27 protein-coding genes are annotated in these 23317 nt (G+C 41.1%); 11 read left to right on the forward strand and 16 right to left on the reverse strand.

Annotated features, from left to right (window positions below):
- The first annotated feature begins 75 nt into the window (after positions 1–75).
- The gene (locus tag B4C48_RS05480; RefSeq protein WP_291354600.1) at positions 76–429 is read left to right on the forward strand and encodes a YnfA family protein; all 354 of its coding nucleotides are present in this window, start codon (positions 76–78) and stop codon (positions 427–429) included.
- A 25-nt stretch (positions 430–454) separates the two neighbouring features.
- Here B4C48_RS05480 and B4C48_RS05485 read toward each other — a convergent pair whose 3' ends face one another.
- The 3 genes from B4C48_RS05485 to B4C48_RS05495 all read right to left on the reverse strand — a co-directional run bounded on the left by B4C48_RS05485 (position 455) and on the right by B4C48_RS05495 (position 2709).
- The gene (locus B4C48_RS05485) at positions 455–883 is read right to left on the reverse strand and encodes a hypothetical protein (protein ID WP_291354601.1); all 429 of its coding nucleotides are present in this window, start codon (positions 881–883) and stop codon (positions 455–457) included.
- 142 nt (positions 884–1025) lie between these two features.
- Positions 1026–1946 carry an ornithine carbamoyltransferase gene (gene argF / locus B4C48_RS05490; protein WP_291354602.1) on the reverse strand — a complete coding sequence of 307 codons (921 nt, stop codon included), beginning with the start codon at positions 1944–1946 and terminating at the stop codon, positions 1026–1028.
- A 112-nt stretch (positions 1947–2058) separates the two neighbouring features.
- Positions 2059–2709, reverse strand: a complete 651-nt coding sequence (locus B4C48_RS05495) for a TetR/AcrR family transcriptional regulator (RefSeq protein ID WP_291354603.1) — start codon at positions 2707–2709, stop codon at positions 2059–2061.
- Between the two features lie 245 nt (positions 2710–2954).
- Between B4C48_RS05495 and prpB the strand changes: the two genes are divergently transcribed.
- Positions 2955–3830 carry a methylisocitrate lyase gene (gene prpB / locus B4C48_RS05500; RefSeq protein ID WP_291354604.1) on the forward strand — a complete coding sequence of 292 codons (876 nt, stop codon included), beginning with the start codon at positions 2955–2957 and terminating at the stop codon, positions 3828–3830.
- 23 nt (positions 3831–3853) lie between these two features.
- Positions 3854–4990 carry a bifunctional 2-methylcitrate synthase/citrate synthase gene (prpC, locus tag B4C48_RS05505; protein ID WP_291354605.1) on the forward strand — a complete coding sequence of 379 codons (1137 nt, stop codon included), beginning with the start codon at positions 3854–3856 and terminating at the stop codon, positions 4988–4990.
- A 47-nt stretch (positions 4991–5037) separates the two neighbouring features.
- On the opposite strand, the gene B4C48_RS05510 is transcribed toward prpC, so the two are convergent.
- The 3 genes from B4C48_RS05510 to B4C48_RS05520 form a co-directional block, all read right to left on the reverse strand.
- The gene (locus B4C48_RS05510; RefSeq protein ID WP_291354606.1) at positions 5038–5661 is read right to left on the reverse strand and encodes an aminotransferase; all 624 of its coding nucleotides are present in this window, start codon (positions 5659–5661) and stop codon (positions 5038–5040) included.
- Between the two features lie 2 nt (positions 5662–5663).
- Positions 5664–6140: a CinA family protein gene (locus B4C48_RS05515; RefSeq protein WP_291354607.1), complete on the reverse strand. Its 477-nt coding sequence runs from the start codon at positions 6138–6140 to the stop codon at positions 5664–5666.
- A gap of 253 nt (positions 6141–6393) precedes the next feature.
- Positions 6394–6831, reverse strand: a complete 438-nt coding sequence (locus B4C48_RS05520; protein ID WP_291354608.1) for an internalin — start codon at positions 6829–6831, stop codon at positions 6394–6396.
- A gap of 226 nt (positions 6832–7057) precedes the next feature.
- On the opposite strand from B4C48_RS05520, the gene B4C48_RS05525 reads away from it, so the two are divergent.
- From B4C48_RS05525 to rodA, 6 genes are all read left to right on the forward strand, one after another.
- The gene (locus tag B4C48_RS05525) at positions 7058–8698 is read left to right on the forward strand and encodes a CTP synthase (RefSeq protein ID WP_291354609.1); all 1641 of its coding nucleotides are present in this window, start codon (positions 7058–7060) and stop codon (positions 8696–8698) included.
- A gap of 32 nt (positions 8699–8730) precedes the next feature.
- On the forward strand, positions 8731–9588 hold the full coding sequence (gene kdsA, locus B4C48_RS05530) for a 3-deoxy-8-phosphooctulonate synthase (protein ID WP_291354610.1): 858 nt from the start codon (positions 8731–8733) through the stop codon (positions 9586–9588).
- A 64-nt stretch (positions 9589–9652) separates the two neighbouring features.
- On the forward strand, positions 9653–10942 hold the full coding sequence (eno, locus tag B4C48_RS05535) for a phosphopyruvate hydratase (RefSeq protein WP_291354611.1): 1290 nt from the start codon (positions 9653–9655) through the stop codon (positions 10940–10942).
- Positions 10943–10959: 17 nt separating this feature from the next.
- Positions 10960–11355 (forward strand): cell division protein FtsB, encoded by a 396-nt coding sequence (ftsB, locus tag B4C48_RS05540; RefSeq protein ID WP_291354612.1) that lies wholly within the window; start codon positions 10960–10962, stop codon positions 11353–11355.
- Entirely contained in the window at positions 11345–12037 is a 693-nt protein-coding gene (gene ispD / locus B4C48_RS05545; RefSeq protein ID WP_291354613.1) for a 2-C-methyl-D-erythritol 4-phosphate cytidylyltransferase, read from the forward strand. Before ftsB ends, ispD begins: the two co-directional genes overlap by 11 nt.
- Positions 12038–12119: 82 nt before the next feature.
- A complete protein-coding gene (rodA, locus tag B4C48_RS05550; protein ID WP_291354614.1) occupies positions 12120–13256 on the forward strand; it encodes a rod shape-determining protein RodA in 1137 nt (378 codons plus the stop codon).
- A 339-nt stretch (positions 13257–13595) separates the two neighbouring features.
- On the opposite strand, the gene B4C48_RS05555 is transcribed toward rodA, so the two are convergent.
- From B4C48_RS05555 to B4C48_RS05600, 10 genes are all read right to left on the reverse strand, one after another.
- Positions 13596–13892: a cyd operon YbgE family protein gene (locus B4C48_RS05555; protein ID WP_291354615.1), complete on the reverse strand. Its 297-nt coding sequence runs from the start codon at positions 13890–13892 to the stop codon at positions 13596–13598.
- A gap of 3 nt (positions 13893–13895) precedes the next feature.
- Positions 13896–13997, reverse strand: coding sequence for a cytochrome bd-I oxidase subunit CydX (cydX, locus tag B4C48_RS05560; RefSeq protein WP_002120988.1), 102 nt, complete (start codon positions 13995–13997; stop codon positions 13896–13898).
- Positions 13998–14028: 31 nt separating this feature from the next.
- A complete protein-coding gene (cydB, locus tag B4C48_RS05565; protein ID WP_291354616.1) occupies positions 14029–15174 on the reverse strand; it encodes a cytochrome d ubiquinol oxidase subunit II in 1146 nt (381 codons plus the stop codon).
- Between the two features lie 2 nt (positions 15175–15176).
- Positions 15177–16778, reverse strand: a complete 1602-nt coding sequence (locus B4C48_RS05570) for a cytochrome ubiquinol oxidase subunit I (protein WP_291354617.1) — start codon at positions 16776–16778, stop codon at positions 15177–15179.
- Complete coding sequence (gene cydP / locus B4C48_RS05575; protein WP_291354618.1) at positions 16778–16969, reverse strand: cytochrome oxidase putative small subunit CydP; 192 nt, start codon at positions 16967–16969, stop codon at positions 16778–16780. The genes B4C48_RS05570 and cydP overlap by 1 nt, the downstream gene beginning before the upstream one ends.
- Positions 16970–17435: 466 nt before the next feature.
- Positions 17436–18533, reverse strand: coding sequence for a porin (locus B4C48_RS05580; protein WP_291354619.1), 1098 nt, complete (start codon positions 18531–18533; stop codon positions 17436–17438).
- 303 nt (positions 18534–18836) lie between these two features.
- Positions 18837–19250, reverse strand: a complete 414-nt coding sequence (locus B4C48_RS05585; RefSeq protein ID WP_291354620.1) for an HIT family protein — start codon at positions 19248–19250, stop codon at positions 18837–18839.
- 34 nt (positions 19251–19284) lie between these two features.
- Positions 19285–19554, reverse strand: coding sequence for a YARHG domain-containing protein (locus tag B4C48_RS05590; protein ID WP_291354621.1), 270 nt, complete (start codon positions 19552–19554; stop codon positions 19285–19287).
- A gap of 81 nt (positions 19555–19635) precedes the next feature.
- Positions 19636–20508 (reverse strand): NAD(P)-dependent oxidoreductase, encoded by an 873-nt coding sequence (locus tag B4C48_RS05595; protein ID WP_291354622.1) that lies wholly within the window; start codon positions 20506–20508, stop codon positions 19636–19638.
- A 10-nt stretch (positions 20509–20518) separates the two neighbouring features.
- Positions 20519–21610, reverse strand: a complete 1092-nt coding sequence (locus tag B4C48_RS05600) for an alpha/beta fold hydrolase (protein WP_291354623.1) — start codon at positions 21608–21610, stop codon at positions 20519–20521.
- A gap of 135 nt (positions 21611–21745) precedes the next feature.
- Here B4C48_RS05600 and B4C48_RS05605 point away from each other — a divergent pair, with 135 nt between their 5' ends.
- Together B4C48_RS05605 and B4C48_RS05610 are read left to right on the forward strand one after the other, a co-directional pair.
- Entirely contained in the window at positions 21746–22933 is a 1188-nt protein-coding gene (locus tag B4C48_RS05605; RefSeq protein ID WP_291354624.1) for an O-succinylhomoserine sulfhydrylase, read from the forward strand.
- A 43-nt stretch (positions 22934–22976) separates the two neighbouring features.
- Entirely contained in the window at positions 22977–23306 is a 330-nt protein-coding gene (locus tag B4C48_RS05610; protein ID WP_291354625.1) for a YbaB/EbfC family nucleoid-associated protein, read from the forward strand.
- Positions 23307–23317: the final 11 nt, after the last annotated feature.

The following is a 23317-nucleotide window of genomic DNA, read 5'->3' on the forward strand; positions in this document are numbered from 1 at the left end:
CAAATTTTTTGTGCTTTCTTTAAAGTATGATTTTAAAATCATTTAGAAAGCGAAAATGGATGTGAACCCCGGCTTATGGATATACATATAACTAAAGTGTTAACCACGGTCTTTTTATTTTTTGTCACTGCAATTATGGAAATTCTGGGCTGTTATTTTCCCTATCTGATTTTAAATCAGGGAAAAACCCAGTGGTTCTGGATTCCGACCGTCTTGGCGCTGGCGGCATTTGTCTGGCTGCTTACTTTGCATCCTGCAGCATCGGGTCGAATTTACGCAGCCTACGGTGGAATTTATATTTTTACCGCATTAATGTGGTTAAGATTTGTTGATCAGATCAGTTTAAGTCGGTGGGATCTAATGGGCGGACTGGTGGTAATTGCTGGGGCAATGATTATTATTTTGCAGCCGCAAGGTTTGATACGTTAGTGAACTAACGTATCAAGATATTTTCTTAAAAAGAACATTCCTTATTTTTAATTTTAAAGTCATAGCTCTGGCTTTCAGAGGACAGCTTTAATTCAACATGATAGGGATTTACACGCTGAAATTCATTTTCAAACAATAAGCTGCAACTTTGCAGAATATTTTTTCTCATCAGCTTTTTGACTTCCTTATCACCTACATCTAGAGCGAACTGGGCAAAATCAGGGGTAGTGATAATGCCTTCAATTTTTATTTCATTCGCATTCACTTGGTATTTTTCCATCAGCATGTTTTGATCGATCTGGAAAGGCAGAGTGCGAGAATCCTCATCGCTAATCACATCCAAAATTTCATTTAAGGCTTTACGGTCTTTAATTTTATAAGCGGAATCCAAAATCTGTTTTTTGACAAAATATTGATCCAGTTCAGTGGGTTTGGCCTGAGTGGACTGGAACATAAGAATGCTACTTAGGCAGAGCAATATTTTTTTTAAAGGCATGGTTATAATCGCTTATAAAATTTATGGTTTAAATTAAACAATTTATAGATATAAAAAAAGCACCCGAAGGTACTTTTTTAAGAAACTTTAGTCTGAACGCTTAGTCTTTTTTTAAATTTTCATTAATTAAAAATTCAACCAGCGCTTTTTGCGCATGCAGACGGTTTTCAGCTTCATCCCAAACCACAGCATTTTTATGATCGAGGAGATTTTCAGAAATTTCTTCACCGCGATGAGCAGGTAAGCAGTGCATGAACAAACAGTCTGGGTGTGCCAGATCCATTAAACGTTCATTCACTTGATAATCAGCAAAGGCTTTTTCACGAATTTTCTGTTCTTCTTCTTGGCCCATGCTTGCCCATACATCAGTCACAATCAGGTCAGCATTCACAGCGGCATCTTCAGCTGAGTCAACCAGTTCTACACAGTGAGCAAACTCAGTCAAGAATTTTTCTTGTGGCTCATAGCCTTTAGGGGCTGCAATTTTTAGTTTAAAGCCCCACATGTGTGCAGCTTCAATATAAGAATTACACATGTTGTTGCCATCGCCAATCCAGGCCACAGTTTTGCCTTCAATTGAACCACGGTGTTCAATATAGGTTTGCATGTCTGCTAAAAGCTGGCAAGGGTGGTGGTCATCAGTTAATGCATTGATCACTGGAACTTTAGAATAAGAAGCAAAGCGCTCAACAATGTCATGACCGAAAGTACGGATCATCACAATATCCAGCATGCTTGAAATTACACGTGCTGAATCTTCTACTGGCTCACCGCGACCGAGTTGTGAGTCACGTGAAGAAAGAAAGATTGCGCTCCCACCGAATTGGCTCATACCAGCTTCAAACGAAACACGTGTGCGAGTACTCGATTTTTCAAAAATCATACCCATGACTTTACCAACGAAAGGTTGGAAAACTTCATTGTTATGCTGCTTACGCTTGAGTTCAATCCCGCGTTGCAAAATCTGGTTAAGTTCTAAAGTCGATAAATCACGTAAAGTTAGAAAGTGACGGAGAGCCATCATTTACTCCACAATAATCGCTGAAAATAAATCATCGGCAATTAGTTGCTGGTTAGTTAAGAAAAATACGGAATCGGCTAATATACTATATGCGAGGAAAATTGCAAAAAATCTAGCGTGGTTGATGGCCTTCCAGGAAGCGATCTACGCAATAAGTGATGTATTCGATCGTTTCCTGATCATTTTCTTGAGCTGGAATATTCATTAGAATGCGCCATTCCAAATTTCTTAAAATACCAAAATAGAATTGGGCTGAATAAAGCGGATGTTCACATCTTAAAATTCCTTTGCTATGTGCCTTTTCTAAGGCACAGGCAATTGCGGACTGAATATGCTTGGGACCTTGTTCATGAATATACAGGGCAAGTTCAGGGTTGTGCTGGGTCCGCTCTAGAATCAGACGCATAAATGCCGCATTTTCAGGAATTAATAAATGACGGTGAAAATTAATCAGGGTATTGATCAGATAAGATTTAAAATTTTCTTTTCCTTGTTCAAAAGGCAGGCAAATATCTTTAAAAAACTGTTCCCTGCGATAATCACAGATTGCAGTAAATAAGCCTTCTTTATTACCAAAAAACTTATAAATTGAAGCCTTGGAACCCCCCGCGTGATTGACAATATCATCCAGGGATACAGCATCATAGCCGTGTTTGAGAAAAAGCTCATTGGCACTCAGCAAAAGCGCCAGACATCGTTCATGACCACGTTTGGTTTGTGGTGTATCACGCGCGAGGGAGTCTAATTGAGCGAGTTCTTGCATATGGCCTATAGAGAATCAACGATTAAAAAATGAAATCATTTGCAATGATAGCAAATATATGCACACATTTCCTGAAATAGCATTTGTCTTATTTAGTAACAACTATGAAGATTGGAAATAACACTATGTGTTTGATGAATATTTGACTAAAGTTTTAGAGTATAAATTCTAAATAGTCATAGCTAAACAGATGTTTATGGCTATACTCGAACTTCGATAAGTAAAGTGAAACTGTGGAAAGGAAGATGACAGAACAAATGTCTGCAGGCTTAAGATTTAGACAAGCACTGGAAGTGGAAAAACCATTACAAATTATCGGCACAGTGAATGCCTATGCAGCCATGATGGCGAAAGAAGTAGGTTATAAGGCTATTTATGTATCGGGCGCAGGAGTTGCCAATTATTCTTATGGCTTACCTGACCTGGGTATGACCAGTTTAGATAACGTACTGGAAGATGTTCGTCGTATTACCGAACGTGTTGACACGCCCTTACTTGTAGATATCGATACCGGCTGGGGTGGTGCATTTAATATTGCCCGTACAGTAAAACAAATGATTGCAGCGGGTGCAGCAGCAGTACATATTGAAGATCAGGTTGCGCAAAAGCGTTGTGGTCACCGTCCGAACAAGGAAATCGTGTCGCAACAGGAAATGGTTGACCGTATTAAAGCTGCGGTTGATGCCAAAACCGATTCAAATTTTGTGGTGATGGCACGTACCGATGCCTTGCAAAAAGAAGGTTTGCAGGCGGTGATTGACCGTGCATGTGCATGTGTAGAAGCTGGAGCGGATGCCATTTTCGCTGAAGCAATGACTGACATTACCATGTATAAAACCGTATGTGATGCAGTTGGTGTGCCTGTATTGGCCAACATTACTGAATTTGGTGATACACCTTATTACACGGTGGATGAATTGGGTGAGCAGGGTATCCGTATGGTGTTGTATCCATTGTCAGCAACGCGCGCCATGCAAAAAGCAGCATTGGAAGTGATGCGCTCGATTCGTGAAAATGGTACGCAAGTTAACGTCTTGGACAAGATGCAGCAACGTAAAGAGCTTTACGAATTCTTGGATTATCATACGTTCGAAAACACCCTGGACAAATTGTTTAAATAAATAATTCAAAATGGAGAATTAAAATGGCTGAAGGAAAAGTACTCACCGGCGCAGGACTGCGTGGACAAGTGGCAGGTAAAACAGCACTTTCAACTGTTGGTAAGAGTGGCGCAGGCTTAACTTATCGTGGTTATGATGTGCAAGATCTGGCAGAAAATTGCCAGTTTGAAGAAGTGGCTTACCTGATTTTCTTTGGTGAATTGCCGACTAAAGAACAGCTTGCTACATATAAAGCCAAATTGAAATCTTTACGTCAGCTTCCACAAGCATTGAAAGAAGTTTTAGAACGCATTCCGGCAGATTCGCATCCAATGGATGTGATGCGTACCGGTGTTTCTATGCTCGGTAACCTGGAAACAGAAAAATCTTTTGATGAGCAGCAAGATGTTGCAGACCGTATTTTAGCAACTTTACCTGCAATTATTTGCTACTGGTATCGTTATAGCCACGATGGCGTGCGTATTGAAGAAAATACTGATGATGATTCAATCGGCGCGCAATTCCTGCATTTACTTCGTGGTGAAAAACCAAATGAATTGCATGAACAGGTGATGAACGTATCGCTGATTCTGTATGCAGAGCATGAATTTAACGCTTCAACATTCACTGCGCGCGTATGTGCTTCGACTTTGTCTGATATGCACTCATGTATCACAGGTGCAATTGGTTCATTACGTGGTCCATTACACGGTGGTGCCAATGAAGCAGCGATGGAAATGATTGAAAACTGGACCTCTCCAGAAGAAGCTGAACGCGAAATGCTAGGCAAGTTGGAGCGTAAAGAAAAGATCATGGGCTTTGGTCATGCAATTTACAAAGACAATGACCCGCGTAATGGCATCATTAAAATCTGGTCTGAGCGTTTAGCGAAAGATGTCGGTGATACCGTGCTTTATCCAGTATCAGTACGCTGTGAAGAAGTAATGTGGCGCGAGAAGAAACTATTCTGTAATGCAGACTTCTTCCATGCCTCTGCTTACCATTTCATGGGAATTGCAACCAAACTGTTCACGCCAATCTTTGTGATGAGCCGTGTAACAGGCTGGGCAGCACATGTGATGGAACAGCGTGCAGACAACCGTATTATTCGTCCAAGTGCGGATTATACCGGTCCTGAACTGCGCAAAGTGGTTCCGATTGCAGAGCGTACAGCTGCTTAAAACAAAATATTTATAAAGCCTCTTCGGAGGCTTTATTTTTTGGCTGTTTATTTTTTGAGTGTGAGTAACACCGGATCTTCAATGGTATAACCGGTTTCAAAAGGAATACCCAGATATTTAACTACCGCTAAAATCTTTTGTTGCTGGGGAATCTTGTAGGCTTGAGAGATATTTAATCCGTTGCGGTAATCGATCGCCTGATGGATTTGGCTTTTTAAGGTCTTATTGCTGAGCTGGTATTGATAAGTATATTTGGGAATATATTCTTTAGAGTCATACCAGGATTTCTCTTTCGAGCTGGTTTTCTTTAACACCTGAATTTTAACCGATTGCTTTGGTATTGCCATCAAAGGTATCAGTCGTTTTTTAATTTTTGCGACTTCTTTGTCAAACAAGCGGCTGTCTTGATCATAATCAATCTTCTTGGTTTTAGGATTGATATACAGCGAATTTACCTGAATTAGTTTCTCAGGCTGTTTATTATTTTTAAATTGATAATAATAAAGCTGGGGCAGTCGGCCGCGACCATCTTGATAATGTCTAAGCAAATAGACTTTTTGTTCTTTGCTTTCATAACCCAGGACTTCTATCTTTTGAGGGCCTCCAACAGTTGCAAAACTGGTGCATGGTAACAGGATTAATCCCAAACTAAGGATTTTGAGTTTAAGCATGACTAAACTCCTTGTATAAGTTTGATTATTTCTTCAGCAATATATTGGGTTAAGAGGGTGAGTTTGTCTAAAGGTGTGCCTTGGATGAAGTAATGAAAGTTGTGTATTTCATTTAAATATAAAATTGAGATAAAAAATGTGCCTTCAGGTTTATTTTCTGTTGCACTGCCACCTGGTTTGAGTAAACCCGTGCAAGCAACAATAATATCGGCTTGGCAAAATAATTTTTTGCCCTGTATGGCCATTGCTTTTGTCACTTCAGCAGATTCAGCAGTATATTTTTCTATAAGCTGGGCATCAATATTCAGGATGTCAATCTTGATTGAGGGGTCATAACTGACCAGTCCACCCAGTAAAATCTCTGCGCCACTATTTTTATAAATTGAAAACTGGCTGGAAAGATAGCCAGAACTGGCACTTTCAATAAAAGCAATTTTTAATTGCTGTTGTTCCAGTAAATCACAGCATTTTTTTAGCATGGGCTGAGGTCTCAAAATAAATGATCTTTAAGTTTGAATGATTGTTTTGGATTCTTTGAACTTGCTATAAACATGTTTTAAATATAATTAAAAATAAATATCTATTCTTTATTATTTAATTTGTGCTTATTTCTTTAAATTTATACTTTCGATTTTTACCTTAAAATTTTATTTATAGGGAATCAATTATTTTTGATTGCATATAAAACGCCAAAAAACCCGCCATAAAGACGGGTTTTTAAATGGACTCAATTTATTTATCCAGTGCGGGAGTGGCCGCAGCAATGGCGGCAGCAACAGCATCATCTTCAGATTGCGCTTCACTATTTGACTTGGCTGATGCTTCCGGAACCGGTTTTGGTTCAGCTTGTGGTGCTTCAGGTTTAGGAGTTACTGGTTTTGGTTCAGCTTTTGGTGCTTCAGCAGCATTTTGTTGAGGTACTTCACGACGGATTACAGTAGTGGTATTTGCTGTTTCTTCGCGTTCAATTTCTACTTGGGTTGGAGCTTGAGCTTCGCTATCTTCAGTAGCTTCTAAAGGTACGGCTTCTGCAGGCTGATTCACTTGTTCAGTTTGTTGAGTGGTTTCAACCTGTTCTTGCTCATCTTCCTTCGGGGTTTCTTTTTTTACACAGGCAGTTAAAAGTAAACTAGTTGCAATAGCACCACAAAGTAAAAGTTTTTTATTCATAATCGCACAAAATAAAGCATTAATTGGATGTTGCCATTATAACAGCAAATGCGAATATAAAAATCCTATCAAGTTGCTCTAATTTTTTATCGGAAATGCTGATAGAATAACCAATTGTTTATTGTTCTATGAATTGATGCGGAATGACTTTGCTTTATTGGTACAAGGTAAAGTAAAATTGCGCAACATTGCAGGCCGATTTAGGCTCGATTGTACGAGAAACCCAATGACCCATTTTATTTTCGTGACTGGTGGTGTAGTTTCATCACTAGGTAAAGGTATTTCAGCTGCTTCAGTTGCTGCACTTTTAGAAGCCCGTGGTTTAAAAGTAACCATGGTCAAAATGGATCCATACATTAATGTCGATCCAGGGACAATGAGCCCATTCCAACACGGTGAAGTTTTTGTCACAGAGGATGGTGCTGAAACTGATTTAGACTTGGGTTATTACGAACGTTTCTTACGTCGTGCGAAAATGACCAAATTGAATAACTTCACATCAGGCCGTGTTTATCAGGACGTTTTAAATAAAGAACGTCGTGGTGACTACCTTGGCGGTACAGTTCAGGTTATTCCACATATTACTGACAACATTAAAGAGCGTGTACTTCGCGCAGGCGAAGGCTATGACGTTGCAATCGTTGAAATTGGCGGCACAGTAGGTGACATTGAATCTCTCCCATTCATGGAATCTGTTCGTCAATTAATGGTAGAGCTTGGTCATAAACGCACCATGCTAATGCACTTGACCTTGCTTCCATATATCAAGTCAGCAGCAGAACTTAAAACCAAACCGACTCAGCACTCTGTAAAAGAGTTGCTATCTATTGGTATTCAACCAGACATCTTGATCTGCCGTACCGAGCATGATGTAGATGCTGATACTACACGCAAAATTGCACTATTCACTAACGTTGAAGCGCGTGCGGTTGTGGTATGTAAAGATGCACGTTCTATTTATCAAATCCCACGTACATTCTACGAACAAAACGTGGATGATTTAATCTGTGAACGTTTTGGTTATAACGACCTTCCAGAAGCTGATCTTTCAGATTGGGATAACGTAGTAGAAGCATTATTAAATCCTGAATACACTGTTCGTGTCGCGATGGTAGGTAAATATGTTGAACTTCCAGATGCCTACAAATCTGTAAACGAAGCACTTTTACATGCCGGGGTTAAAAACCGCGTTAAAGTTCAAATTGACTACGTCAATGCGGAAGAACTTGAAAGCCAAGATGTTGCGACAGTATTAAAAGATGCTGATGCAATCCTGGTTCCAGGCGGCTTTGGCGAACGTGGTACTGAAGGTAAAATGCAGGCGATTAAATACGCACGTGAAAACGGCGTACCTTTCCTTGGTATTTGCCTGGGTATGCAGCTTGCAGTGATCGAATATGCGCGTAATGTAGCGGGTATTAGCGATGCAACTTCTACAGAATTTAACCGTTCAACGAAGTCTCCACTCATTGGTTTAATCACTGAATGGTTAGATGAACGTGGTGAAGTTCAACAACGTAATGTTGATTCAGATCTTGGTGGCACCATGCGTCTAGGTGCGCAAAAATCTGAATTGGTTGCCGGTACCAAAACTTGTGAAGTGTATGGTTCAGCAGAAATCATCGAGCGTCATCGTCACCGTTACGAAATGAACAACCGTTATATCCCAGTGCTAGAAGAAAAAGGCATGAAGATTTCAGGTTATTCACCAGTACAACACTTAGTAGAAACAGTTGAAATTCCTCAACATCCTTGGTTTATTGCTGTACAATTCCATCCGGAATTTACAAGTTCACCACGTGATGGTCATCCATTGTTTGCTAGCTTTATTGATGCTGCGAAAAAGCAGTACCAAAAAATCAAATAATCGGTGCGTAGGACTAAACTAGGAAAGTTTAAATGTCGCAATTAAAACCACAAGAAATTGTACGTTTAGGCGATATACAAATGGCAAATCACTTGCCATTTGTATTATTCGGCGGAATGAATGTACTTGAGTCAAAAGACCTTGCCTTTGAAATTGCAGAAACTTATGTAGATATCTGCAAACGTCTGGAAATTCCTTACGTGTTTAAAGCAAGTTTTGATAAAGCCAACCGTTCAAGCTTGAACTCTTTCCGTGGCCCAGGCTTGGAAAAAGGTATCGAGTGGTTAGCGGACATTAAAAAACATTTCAATGTACCGATCATTACCGATGTACATGAACCTTACCAAGCTGCACCTGTGGCGGAAGTAGCTGATATTATTCAGTTACCTGCATTCTTAAGTCGTCAGACTGACCTGGTTGAAGCCATGGCAAAAACGGATGCCATTATCAACATTAAAAAAGCACAGTTCCTTGCGCCACATGAAATGCGCCATATTCTGCATAAGTGTTTAGAAGCAGGGAATGACAAGCTGATTCTATGTGAACGTGGTTCGGCATTTGGCTATAACAACCTGGTGGTAGACATGCTGGGCTTCGACATCATGAAAGAGATGAATGTGCCGGTGTTCTTTGATGTCACTCATGCCTTGCAAACTCCAGGCGGTCGTGCAGATTCTGCCGGTGGTCGCCGTGCGCAAATTACAACTTTGGCACGTGCAGGTATGGCAACTGGTTTGGCTGGTTTGTTCCTGGAAGCACATCCAGACCCAGAACATGCTAAATGTGACGGTCCATGTGCGCTGCGTATGTCGCAACTTGAGCCTTTCTTGGCGCAGCTGAAAGAATTGGATACCTTGGTCAAAGGTTTCGAAAAGCTAGATACACATTAATTCAATACACATTGATGCGTCTTTTTTGACGCATCATTTTTATTAATCAACTGAGGAATAGTTCATGAGTCAAATCGTTGACATTCGTGCACGTGAAATTTTGGACTCTCGTGGTAACCCAACCATCGAAGCGGACGTTATCTTAGCATCTGGCGTAGTTGGCCGTGCATGTGCACCATCTGGTGCTTCAACTGGTTCTCGTGAAGCTTTAGAACTTCGTGATGGCGACAAGGCACGTTACCTGGGTAAGGGTGTTAAAACTGCGGTTAATAACGTAAACACTTTAATCCGTGAAGCTTTGGTTGGTAAATCAGTATTTGAACAAAAAGATATTGATAACACAATGATCGCGCTTGACGGTACTGAAAACAAAGAAAAATTAGGCGCAAACGCAACTTTGGCAGTATCTTTGGCTGCTGCGCGTGCTGCTGCTGACGAAAAGAAAATTCCTCTTTTCCAATACATCGCAGACCTTCGTAATAACAGCATTTTAACGATGCCTGTTCCAATGATGAACATCCTGAACGGTGGTTCACATGCGGACAATAACGTTGACATTCAAGAGTTCATGATTGAGCCTGTAGGTTTCACTTCATTCTCTGAAGCGCTCCGCGCAGGCGCTGAAATCTTCCATTCTTTAAAATTAGTTTTAAAGAAACAAGGTTTGAATACTGCTGTTGGTGATGAAGGTGGTTTTGCTCCAAACTTACGTTCAAATGAAGAAGCGATTACTGTAATCCTTTCTGCAATTGAGCAAACAGGTTATAAAGCGGGTTCTGACATTATGCTTGCGCTTGACTGTGCATCTTCAGAATTCTACAAAGATGGTCAGTACATTCTTGCAGGTGAAGGCAACAAAGCATTCACAAGCAACCAGTTCTCTGATTACCTTGCAGGTCTGGTAAACCAATACCCAATTATCTCGATTGAAGATGGTCTGGACGAATCTGACTGGGAAGGCTGGTCTTACCTGACTTCAATTCTTGGCGACAAGATCCAGTTAGTGGGTGATGACTTGTTCGTTACAAACCCGAAAATCCTACAACGCGGTATCAACGAAAAAGTGGGTAACTCGATTCTGATCAAATACAACCAGATCGGTACCTTGACTGAAACTTTAGATGCGATCTACCTTGCGAAAGCAAATGGTTACTCTACTGTTATTTCTCACCGTTCAGGCGAAACTGAAGATTCAACCATTGCTGATCTTGCAGTAGGTACAGCAGCGGGTCAAATCAAGACTGGTTCACTTTGCCGTTCTGACCGTGTAGCAAAATATAATCAATTACTTCGTATCGAAGAATTGACTAAAGCTGCTTATCGCGGTAAAGCTGAGTTCAAAGGTTTGAACTAAGCGACTGAATGCTATTTATGTTAAATGTATTCGACTCTAAGATGAGTAAAGTATTATTGGGCCTTGCGATCGTTTTGATCGCAGGGTTTCAGTATTTGTTTTGGTTTGGTGAAGGTGGTTATCACGACCATCAAAAACTGGCCCAAAAAATCCAACAACAAACAGAATTAAATACCGAACTTAAAGAACGTAACCGAGTTCTGGCTGCTGAAGTCTATGATTTGAAAAATGGGATTGAAGCCATTGAAGAGCATGCACGTTTAGATTTGGGCTTGATCAAGCCACATGAAACTTTTGTGCAAATGAGCACCATTGGTACACACTATAAACCGATTTATATTGATCCAAATGCCAAAGTTGATTTAAGAACCAATGAAAATGAAACTGGAGCACCCGTAGAAAGTGCACCATAAAATTTGGGCAGTTATTCCTGCTGCTGGTTCCGGAAGCCGTTTTTCTAAAACTGAACTTAAACAATATCAACAGATTCAAGATCAAACTGTACTTGAACATACTGTTGCGCGTCTGAATCAGTTACCTCTGGCAGGTTATGTGCTTGCTATTGGCACACAGGATGATGTTGCAAAAACCTTGGCATTATCCCATCCCGAAAAAGCCCATTTTTGTTCTGGTGGCGCAGAACGCGTCAACTCGGTGCTGAATGCCTTAACCTATCTTAAAGAATTTGCAGCTGAAGATGATTGGGTGTTTGTCCACGATGCCGCGCGGCCTTGTGTAACCCAAGATTGTTTACAACGGTTGGTCAATACTGCCATGCAGGAAAATTGCAGTGCAATTTTGGCGATTCCTGTGCGTGACACTTTAAAATATGTGGAACAGGGAAATGTGATTGAGAAAACGGTCAGTCGCGATCATTTGTGGCAAGCACAAACACCGCAAATTTCAAAGCTGGGCACGTTAAAGCATGCAATTGAAAAAGCATTGCAGGATGGCATCAGCATTACCGACGAGGCTAGCGCTTTAGAATATGTAGGTCAGCAGGTAAAAGTGGTACAGGGCCGATCAGATAATATTAAAATTACCTATGCTGATGATCTGGAACTGGCCAAACTGATTTTAATGTCGCAAAAGTAGAATAAAATTGGCTACAGATATATTATCTACATCGCTTTAATTTTATAATTTCTCACCTCATCTAAACGTTAAAATATTCCAAATGATACCATCACCCCAGTATCGTTTTTTACGTCACTCTTTACGTGATGGTAGAAGCATTAAACATGATTCATCCAGATGGGCCAAACTCCACCTGGACCCGTGGCTACTTTCTTTTCTTTTATTGAATTCAATGTTGGGACTGATGGTGGTTTATAGTGCCACCATGCAAGATAGCAGTATGGTGATCCGCCAGGCGACCAGTTTTGGTGTGGGCTTTATTATCATGTTTCTTTGTGCCCAGGTGCCGCCAAAAGTGTACCAGGCGGTCAGTCCATATTTTTATATGCTGGGCATGGTGCTCTTGGCATTGGTATTGGTCATTGGGGATACGCGTTTAGGGGCGAAGCGCTGGCTGACCATTCCGGGCATTGGCAGTATGCAGCCCAGTGAAATCATGAAATTTGCCATGCCGCTAATGATGGCGTGGTATTTCTCGCGTCGTGCATTTCCACCTACATTTTTGCAGATTGTGACCGGACTCATCTTGATGATGATTCCGTTTGTACTGGTAGCTCTACAGCCTGACTTAAACATTGGTCTGATTATTCCTGGTGTTTTTGTCTTGTTCCTGTGCGGAATGTCTTGGCGTTTAATTTTGGGAGCACTGACGGCTTTGGCGGTTGTAGCGCCCATTCTCTGGATGTTTGTACTGCAAACCTATCAAAAGAAACGTGTTCTGACTTTGTTTGATCCTGAGTCAGATGCTTTGGGGGCAGGCTGGAACATTATTCAGTCTAAAATTGCGATCGGTTCGGGTGGTTTAACCGGTAAAGGGTATTTAACTGGAACACAGTCGCATTTGGGTTACTTGCCTGAGCATCATACCGATTTCATTATGTCAGCTTATGCTGAAGAATATGGCTTTATTGGGGTGTTTTTATTATTTAGCCTGTTTGCTGCCATTATTATTCGTTGCTTAATGATTGGCTTAAATAGCTTCCATAATTTTGGACGGTTATATGCGGGTGCTATAGGTCTGACGTTCTTTTTCTTTGTATTTTTAAACTCCGGTATGGCAAGCGGGATTCTGCCTGTGACAGGAGATCCTCTGCCATTGATGAGTTATGGCGGTTCGGCAGTGATTTCCTTACTGGCAAGTATGGGGATTGTGATGTCGATTCATACCCATCGTTGATGACGAAATAAACCGGATTAAATATCCGGTTTTTTTTATTGCACGTAATAAAACGATTTATATAAAAACTCTACAAGCTAATGATTATTTGAAGTAAGAGGTTGAGTTATTTTTATCTGAATACGGGCAGAATAACAATGGAGTGGATGATCGGTATAGTTATATTGAGAGAAAATGCTATATGCGTATAAACGTAGTTTAAAAATAATTTATAAATTTGGGCATTGTCTTTATTTCTTATTTAATTTGGGTCGGTTATATGGGCGTCTTGATTACGAGTAATGACTAATAAAAATTAAAAAAGCCCGCAATTGCGGGCTTTTTAGAACGTTTAAAGAATTAGGTGAGGAACCAGGTGTAATAACCCCAGATCATCAGCGGCCAGGCGATATAAGGGCTAAACAGCCATTTCCAGAGCCAGAACTTAGGCAGAAATCCTACGCCGTAAATAAATCCACCTGAAATGCCAATCATGATCATCATTAAGGCACTATGGTTGTAGTGACCATTAGCATCGAGCATAAGGGCTGGGTGAATTAATAGCACCGTAGCAAGTGGCAATGCCATCAAAAATGAAATGGCCATTACAATTCTATTTGGCTTGCTTCCTTCTGCTGTCATTGCGATCTCTGTCATTGTTTATTCCTCATCCAAATCTTGATGATGTTCGATATAAAGGGCACTTAATACGCCTGCAAAGCACGCCATTAAAATCCCGAGAATCCAAGCAAAATACCACATATTGAATAACTCCTAGTTTTTTAACACAGCCTTAATAAAGGCTATGTGAATTTTCCTGAACGTGTTTGTTAGTAATCACGCCCCACATTTTGTAGTAACACCAGGTGGTGTAGCACAAGATGATTGGCACAAAAATACAGGCTGCAACAGTCATTACAGTCAGTGTGTTTTTACTGGAAACAGCATCCCACATGGTCAAGCTTGCAACAGGATTGATGCTTGAAGGCATAAGGAATGGGAACAGGGCAAAACCTGCCGTCAAGATTGCACCAATAATCATCATTGATGTGCCGAGGAAACTCAAACCCGCTTTGGCTTTTGCAGCAGATGCAATCACAATCAGGCTACCCAGAATTGCCATTACAGGTGCAATTCTAGTGATTGGATAAGTTGAATAGTTATTCATCCAGCCATGGTTGGCATTGGTAATCACTTCTTTGGCAAGAGGGTTTGCTACACCGTTAGTATTAAAGGGTTGAGCAAGGCTATAACCTTCAATTCCACCGAAGTATAACCAGGCACCAGCGCCCAGGAAGCAAACCAGGAATACCACAGCCATCAATTGAGTTGCTTTTGCAGAACGTGTATGTAAGTCACCATCCGTACGAAGCATCAACCAGGCACCGCCATGCGCACTCAGCATAGACAGGCTGACGATCCCGCAAACCAGGGCAAACGGGTTGAGCAAGGCAAAGAAGCTGCCGGTATAAGTTGAACGTACAGTTTCATCTAAGGTGAATGGTACGCCCAGGAACATATTACCGAAGGCAACACCGAAAACTAAAGCAGGAACAGCACCACCAACCGCTAAACCCCAGTCCCAAGAGTTACGCCATTTTTTGTTCTCTAGTTTAGAGCGGTAATCAAAACCTACAGGTCTTAAGAACAGGGCAAACAGTACCAGTAAGAGCGCCCAGTACATGCCGGAGAATGCGGTTGCATACACCATCGGCCATGCAGCAAACAGTGCACCACCTGCGGTAATGAACCAGACCTGGTTGCCGTCCCAGTGTGGGGCAATGGTATTGATTGCCGCACGACGTTCATCATCATTTTTTCCCACGAATGGCATAATTGCCATGGAACCCATATCGAAGCCATCGGTGAGGGCAAAGCCAATGAGTAATACACCCACCAGAACCCACCAAATGATTTTGAGTAATTCATATTCAATCATTATTAAGCCTCTCCAGATGCGCGTTTTGGAAGAACAATGTCGTCTTGCTCGGCATTTAATTTTTCAAAATGATATTTACCAGTATGTAATGAACTTGGACCCAAGCGCGCGAATTTAATCATCAAGTACATTTCGATAATCAGAAGTACTGTATAGAACGCCGCAAGTGCCAGGATTGAACCCCAAATATCACCAGTGCTTAAGCTTGAAGCAGAGAGATGTGTTGGTAAAACTTCACCAATTGTCCAAGGTTGACGACCACCTTCAGCAACATACCAACCTGTTTGTGTAGCGATCCATGGTAATGGCAGACCATAAAGTGCAAATTTAAGCAACCAGGGTTTGTTTTCTGCATTACGTTTAGCGACCGCATAAGTTGCAAGGATAAACAGAAGCAGCATCAAGAAACCGGAAGCCACCATGGCACGGAACGAGAAGAACAATGCGGTTACGTTAGGAATAGTATCTTTGGTTGCAGCTTTGATGTGCGCTTCAGTAGCATCTACGACATTTGGTGTATATTTTTTAAGAAGTAAGCCGTAGCCCAAGTCTTTCTGATTTTCTTTGAAGGAAGCCATAAGCTCTGGAGAACGGTCACCTGCACGAAGTTTTTCAAGTTCGGCATATGCAGTCATACCATTACGGATACGAAGCTCGTGTTGAACCATCAGGTCTTTCAGGCCAGTTACTTCTTTATCCAGCGAACGTGTTGCAATAATACCCATCACATAAGGAATTTTGATGGCGTAATCAGTGCGTTGTTCTTCCCGATTTGGAATACCAAACAATGTAAACGGAGCAGGTGCCGGATGAGTTTCCCATTCTGCTTCAATGGCAGCCAGTTTGGTCTTTTGCACATCACCCAGTTCATAACCTGACTCATCGCCAAGCAGAATCACTGAAAGTGTAGAAGCTAAACCAAAGATTGCAGCAATGGCGAATGAACGGCGTGCAAAAGGAAGATCACGTTTTTTTAGCAGGTAGAAACTGGAAATCGCTAAAACGAAAACGGCACCCGTTACATAACCTGAAGATACGGTGTGGACAAATTTAACCTGAGCTACCGGGTTGAAAATCAGTGCGCCAAAGTCAACCAGCTCCATACGCATGGTTTCGAAGTTAAACGCTGCACCTACCGGGTTTTGCATCCAGCCGTTGGCAACTAAAATCCAGAGTGCCGACATGTTGGAACCCAGTGCAACCAGCCAGGTCACGCCTAAATGCTGAACTCTAGAAAGCCGGTCCCAGCCGAAGAAGAATAGACCAATAAAAGTCGATTCCAGGAAAAATGCCATTAATCCTTCAATAGCGAGTGGCGCACCGAAAATGTCACCGACATAATGCGAATAGTACGCCCAGTTTGTACCAAACTGGAACTCCATGGTTAAGCCTGTAGTTACACCTAAGGCAAAGTTAATACCAAAAAGTTTTCCCCAGAATTTAGTCATGTCTTTATAAATTTCTTTACCGGAAATCACATAGGTGGTTTCCATAATGGCAAGAATAAAGGCCAGACCAAGAGTAAGAGGTACAAATATAAAGTGATACAACGCGGTCATTGCAAATTGGAACCGCGAAAGATCGACCACGCTTTCAGAAATCATCAACGTGTCTCCTTGATTGGGGAAGGACTGCCAGCAATATGCTCGGCAACTTGATTGTCAAAATTTTGGGGAATAGTAGGGGCATCAAACCAGATATGTTTAATCGTGAGTAGGAGAGCAATCTTGATTATTAATATGATTGCGATCTCTCGAACTAATCTTTGATTGAAATCTTTGGGTATTAAGCTCATGCAAATAAGCCTATTTTCAAAACATAATGTATATTATTAAACAAAAAATTACTAAAAATAAATAGATTAAACAGTTAAAATAAAAATATATTATTTAACATATTAAAAACAATAACTTAAATTATAATAATGTTAAAAAATAAACTAAATCTTTATGATTTTAAAGTTGACTAAAATGCTTTGTATTAATAATTTTAATTCCGACTAAAATACTTATATTTAAATTATTAAATCCGACTAAAATGCTTATAATTATTTTTTTAAACCAACTAAAACAGTCGTATTTATTTTATGTAGTATTTTTTTACTGGGATAAATTAGGTTCATTCTTATTTTGTGGCAATAAATTAAATATCATGAATGAACTATTTTAAAATAATGAAGACAGTTAAAGCCGAGAGCATATTTTTCAGTGAGTAAATAAAAAAGACCGCATTTAGAACGGTCTTTTTTATGCATGCTTAAATTAGAAGTTATATTCCATACCGAGGCCAATCACAGTTTTGGTATCATCTTGGGCTAACCAGTCACGCTTCTGTTGACCCACAACACCATAGACTCGGGCTTGTTTGTTAAGTTGATAATCAGCACCTAAGCCATACAGGTCTTGTTTACGGTCATTACGACCATCCGATTGAGTGGTCGCAGAAATATATTCTGCTTTTAACTTAATTGGAGTAGATGGAATGACATAAGCAGCAGTAAGGCCGTACGCATCTTCTTGAAGGCCTTTATACGATGTTACCACCGCTGGTGTGCCCGCCGTTGTTGTTACCGAATCGTCAGTAGGTTGGGCGGTCTGCCAAAGGGCACCGAAAACCAGACCATCAACACCTGCTTTAGTTAAATCTACCGAGCCAGTCACACGGATGGCATCTGAATAAATGTTAGATAAACTGTAAGCGCTATATTTAGAAGCCACCCCAAAGTTACCTGCTACAGCTGCAGCTAAGCCTAGATTTTTGTTGTCATAAGACAGTGATGTTGAAACGCCATCACCGAAACCATCACGGCTACCTTGATAACCTGTGGTCGCACTGTCTGTAGTTGAAGATTCTTCACCTTGCTGGAACATGATGTTGAAGCCTAAACCACCTAATAATTTTTTGTCGATTTCAAAACCAATCACGTTGTTCAAACGATCTTCACCTGCCAAAACTGAAGTCATATCCAGTTCAGTGTGATCGTTGAAAATATCCTGGTTATTGCCCGCAGCAGTCTTAAAGTAAGAATCAAATTTACCTACTTTTAAAGTAGCGATCCCATCTGATTTGATCCCGATATAGCGGTTACGTGCATTCAGGTCGACATCTGAACCCGAACCATCTGTAGCAATTGCCCATTCTGCTAAATAAATGGCAGATAATTTATCAGTGAGTTTTTCTTCGCCCTTAATCCCGAAACGTGAAGAGTTAGAGTTTAATTTGGTGATGCTTTCATCTTTGAAGCCATTCTTGTCAATTTGATCTAAAGTTACATTGAGCTTGCCATACAATGTTGGTGCTGCTTGCGCTGCACTTACGCTTAAGGTTGCTACGGTAGCAGCGAGAAGCAATTTTTTCATCGAAGTTTCTCCAAAAACACTTTTATGGGGCGGTTGCCCTGTCGACTCTTTTTATAGTTTGCTTGTGTACAAAAAATTACATAAGCTCACCAACTTGCTAAGCAGTATCTGCAAACTTTATGACGGGGAAGTGAAAGCTAGATGACAGTTTTATGACGAAGAATTTTAAGTAAATTAATAATTATTATTGTTTTTCAATTATTTAATTTTTAATTAAAAGTCGTAAGATAGATTGGTTTAATCGCAGAGATAAAAAAATGGAGCCGAAGCTCCATTTTTGACAAGTTAAAATTATAGTGAATTTTAAAGTTCAGCTTTAATTCTTTCCGCCAGGGCTTTAATTTTTTCCTGGTCGCCCATATTTAAGGCATGTTTTCCGAGTTCATGCACTGAACTTGGAATCAAGTGGAAATGTACATGCGGAACCGTTTGACCAGCAGATGCACCTGACAGTTGCATCAATACAATTCCTTGAACATCGAGTGCTACTTTCATCGCTTGAGCAACTTTTTGCACAATTTGAATGGTATAGGCCGCTGCATCAGGTGGCAGATCAAGCAAGGTCACTGCAGGTGTTTTCGGGATGACCAGAGTATGACCTTCAGCTTGTGGCATGATGTCCATAAAAGCGAGGACCTGTTCGTCTTCATACACTTTAATTGCAGGAAGTTCGTTGCGAATAATTCGTGCAAAAATATTTTGATCATCGTAAAGCATAGCGAGTCCTTAGAAAGAAAATGAAGAGCTGTAATTATTTACAGCTCAATTCTTTCTGACGATCTTTGATGGCGTCAAGTCGTTGTTGCTCTTTTTCTGAAAATTTTGGCTTGGTTGTATAGCAGTTATCATTACCATACTTCGCCTTGGCTTCAGGATCTTTAAAGCAAAAACCTTTAGAAGCATAAATGACATCATGGTCATTTTTCAACTTTTGACATTCTTGCTCGGCCGTTGCGGCAAATGCCGTTGCCCCAAGCAAAGTTGCAAAACTTGCAAACATTGCAACAGTAAACTTAATCATGAGGTTTTCCTCTGTTGGAACATTGTGTATGACACATCATCACAATATTAGGTTTAATTATCATTATTCAATGGCGAGTTATTACTCAAGTGTAATTTTACTCCATGATTCATACATTTTTACAGCGCTAGAAAAGTCACTGTCTTTTTCTGCTAAATTGCTGGCTGACTGAATCAGGCTTTGCGTTAAGGCAATCACCGGAGCTGACAGTTTAGCATCACGTACCAGATCCAGGGCAATACCCGTATCCTTGGCCAATAACGGTAGAGCAAAAGTGAGTGGAAAGCTACGGTTTAACACCCGTTGTGGCAATACGGTTTCTGTGACGCCACTTTTACCGCTTGAGGCATTAATACAGTCTAAAGCTTCATGCAAATTTACGCCATGTGCTTTTAAGGTGGTGAAACCTTCAGCGACTGAACAAAGATTGACTGCCAATAACATATTGTTGACCGCTTTCACTGCAAATCCTGCGCCTGATGCACCAACATGTTTAATCAGCTTGCCGAAGGCCTGAATGGCTGGAAAGGCTTTTTCAAAAGCAGCAGCGTCACCGCCAATCATGACCGTTAAGGTACCATTTTCGGCGCCAATGGTTTGACCACTGACCGGTGCATCCAGAAAATCTACATCCAGCGCTTTTAACTTCTGGCTAAGTTTTATGGCTGATTCGGGTACACCGCTGGTGCAATCCACCCAGACTGCGCCAGATTTGATGCTTATGCCGTTAATCAGCTCTTCTACATCCTGGCTGGTTGGCAGGCATGAAAAAATTATATCGGCCTGAACTGCCTGTTCGAGTTCGACCGCTTGCGTACCAAATTCAGCTGCATGTTGTTTAGCTTTTTCGAAATTACGGTTCCAGACATAGACTGTACCGAAATGTTGAGGTAAATGTGCTGCCATACGGTAACCCATAGCACCTAAGCCGATAAATGCAACTGACTGAATCATGATGTGTCCTTTATATTTTGCTCGATCGCTGTTTAAGCCAGGTGGTCATAAAAGGCCAAAATTCGTTAGCACTAGACTGGCTGGACATCAGTCCTAAATGACCACCGGGGATAAGAGTAAACGTGACATCCTTACTATTTGTCAATTCAATTAAAGGCTTAACGGCATTTTCAGAAACAATCTGATCGCTGCGGCCCGCACCGACCAATAAGGAACACGCTATATTTTTTAATTCGATATTCTTATCTTGTAATTTGATAACGCCGTTTTTGAGCGGATTTTGTAGCCAGACATTAAAAATCATGTCCTGATTGATACCGCCTGGGTAGTCAATCATACGATTCAGGAAGTTGCCCATGGTGGCATGTTCGTATAAGGCTTGCAGGTTATCAAGGTTGGCTAAAAACTGCTTTTGGCTTTGTACCCATCCCATTGGATCAATAATTTTAAAGCCAAAAGTATTCAGTAATCCTGGGGTATGGATGAGAGATTTTGGCAAGGCTTCAGAATAGATCTTGTTTTGCAGCACTTTATTTTTGGCAATCAGTTGATTGACCTTTTGAAACAGTTTACCGGTACGCCCCGATGCATGACTGTCTACCGGACTACCCAGGACAATCAGGTTTTTGACAAAATTGGGTTGTTGCAGGGCGGTATATAGCATGACAAAGACACCGGCCATGCTCCAGCCATGCAGTGAAATTTCATCACTGCTGGAATGCTGACGAATTTGGGCAATGCAGTGGGGAATGGCATCGTCAATAAATGACATGAAATTCAGAAAGCGATCTTTATAGCTGTATTGACCCCATTCGACTAAATAGACATCAAAGCCACTATGTTGAAAATGTTTTACCAGTGAGCGATATGGGTACAGGTCGTAAATGGCCATGTTAATCGCAAGTGGAGCAACAAAGACTAAGGGTTCTTTATATTGTTTATCGGGTGAGGCGTAATAGCGCACACGGGTTTGTTTATACTCAGCAATGACTTCATAAGGCGTAGTTTGCGATAGAACCAGTGATTTTGAATTGAATAAAGTCGTTGACAGGTTTTTGAGTTTGCTTTTGTGTTTAGCCATTCTATTTTTAACTTGAATCATTGCTGGTGCTACTAACCTATGAGTGGATTGATCGAAGTGTAGGCGATATTTATGCATTATACCTTGACCTTAAATGCCATAGGCGCTCAAAATGTTGGCAATTATTAGCAAAGGCAGCAGGACTGGGTAGTAAAGATGAGCCAACAAGACGACCTTGAATACCAATTAGATACTTTAGCCATTCGTACAGGTCATACCCGCAGTTTTGAAGGTGAGCACGGCGAGCCAATTTTCCTAACCTCATCTTTCGTCTATGAAAATGCAGCAGAAGCAGCCGCTAAATTTTCAGGACAGGAACCGGGAAATATTTATTCGCGTTTTACCAATCCGACTGTGGCGATGTTCGAAAAGCGTTTGGCTGCTTTGGAAGGTGCTGAACGCGCTGTGGCAACCAGTTCAGGTATGGCAGCCATTATGGCTGTGGCAATGTCCTATTTGAAAATGGGCGATCATATCATCTGTTCACGTGCTGTGTTTGGTTCGACTGTTTCGTTATTCGAAAAATACGTGGCTAAATTTGGTGTCAGCGTTGATTTTGTTGATTTGACAGATGTGCAAGCATGGAAAAATGCCATCAAGCCTGAAACCAAGCTGTTATTTGTAGAATCTCCATCTAATCCGCTTGCTGAAGTTGCCGATGTTCAAGCTCTGGCTGATCTTGCCCATGCCCATGGTGCGTTGCTTGCGATTGATAACAGCTTCTGTACGCCAGTATTGCAACAACCAATCAAATTCGGTGCGGACTTGGTGGTGTATTCCGCGACTAAATATCTTGATGGTCAAGGCCGTGCTTTGGGCGGCGCCGTGGTGGGTAATCACAAACTGCTTGAAGAAGTCTTTGGTTATGTGCGTACTACCGGACCATCAATGAGCCCATTTAATGCCTGGGTATTCTTGAAAGGTCTGGAAACTTTGCGTTTACGTATGCGTGAACATTCAGCAAGTGCACAGAAACTGGCTGAATTCCTAAATACTCATCCAAAAGTTGAAAAAGTCTATTACGCTGGTTTGCCTTCACATGTCGGTCATGAGCTTGCAGAGAAACAGCAAACTGGTTTCGGTGGTATTGTTTCGTTTGAAGTGAAAGGTGGTCGTGAAGGGGCTTGGAAAGTTATTGACAACACCCAATTTATTTCTATCACTGGTAATTTAGGTGATGCGAAATCGACAATTACTCACCCTGCCACCACAACTCACGGTAAACTCTCAGCAGAAGCGAAAGAAGCTGCCGGTATTCGTGAAGGTTTAATTCGCGTTTCTGTTGGTTTAGAAGATATTGATGATATTATTCGCGACATTAGTCGTGGTTTAGATTTAATCTAATTTTATAGATATTAATTTAGAAATTGATTGTTCGGAGAATTTTATGAACATTAATATGTTGATGCAGCAAGCGCAGCGCATGCAGAAAGATGTTGAAAACAACATGAAAAAAGCCAAAGAAGAACTGGCGCAAACTGAAGTTCATGCTGAAGCTGGCGGTGGTTTGGTAAAAGTGACCATGACTTGCCGTAACGTGGTAAAACGTATTGAGATCAATCCTGAACTTTTGCAAGATGATGCAGATATGATTGAAGACTTGATTGCGGCTGCAATGAACGATGCTGCACGTCAAGCTGAAGCGATCTCAGAAGAAAAAATGAAATCTGCAAACTCAGGTATGGGCTTGCCGCCAGGCCTTGCCGGTTTATTCTAAGGAATACGCTG

The organism is Acinetobacter sp. UBA3106, from assembly GCA_002365595.1.
In the GTDB taxonomy this organism is placed as follows: Bacteria; Pseudomonadota; Gammaproteobacteria; order Pseudomonadales; family Moraxellaceae; genus Acinetobacter.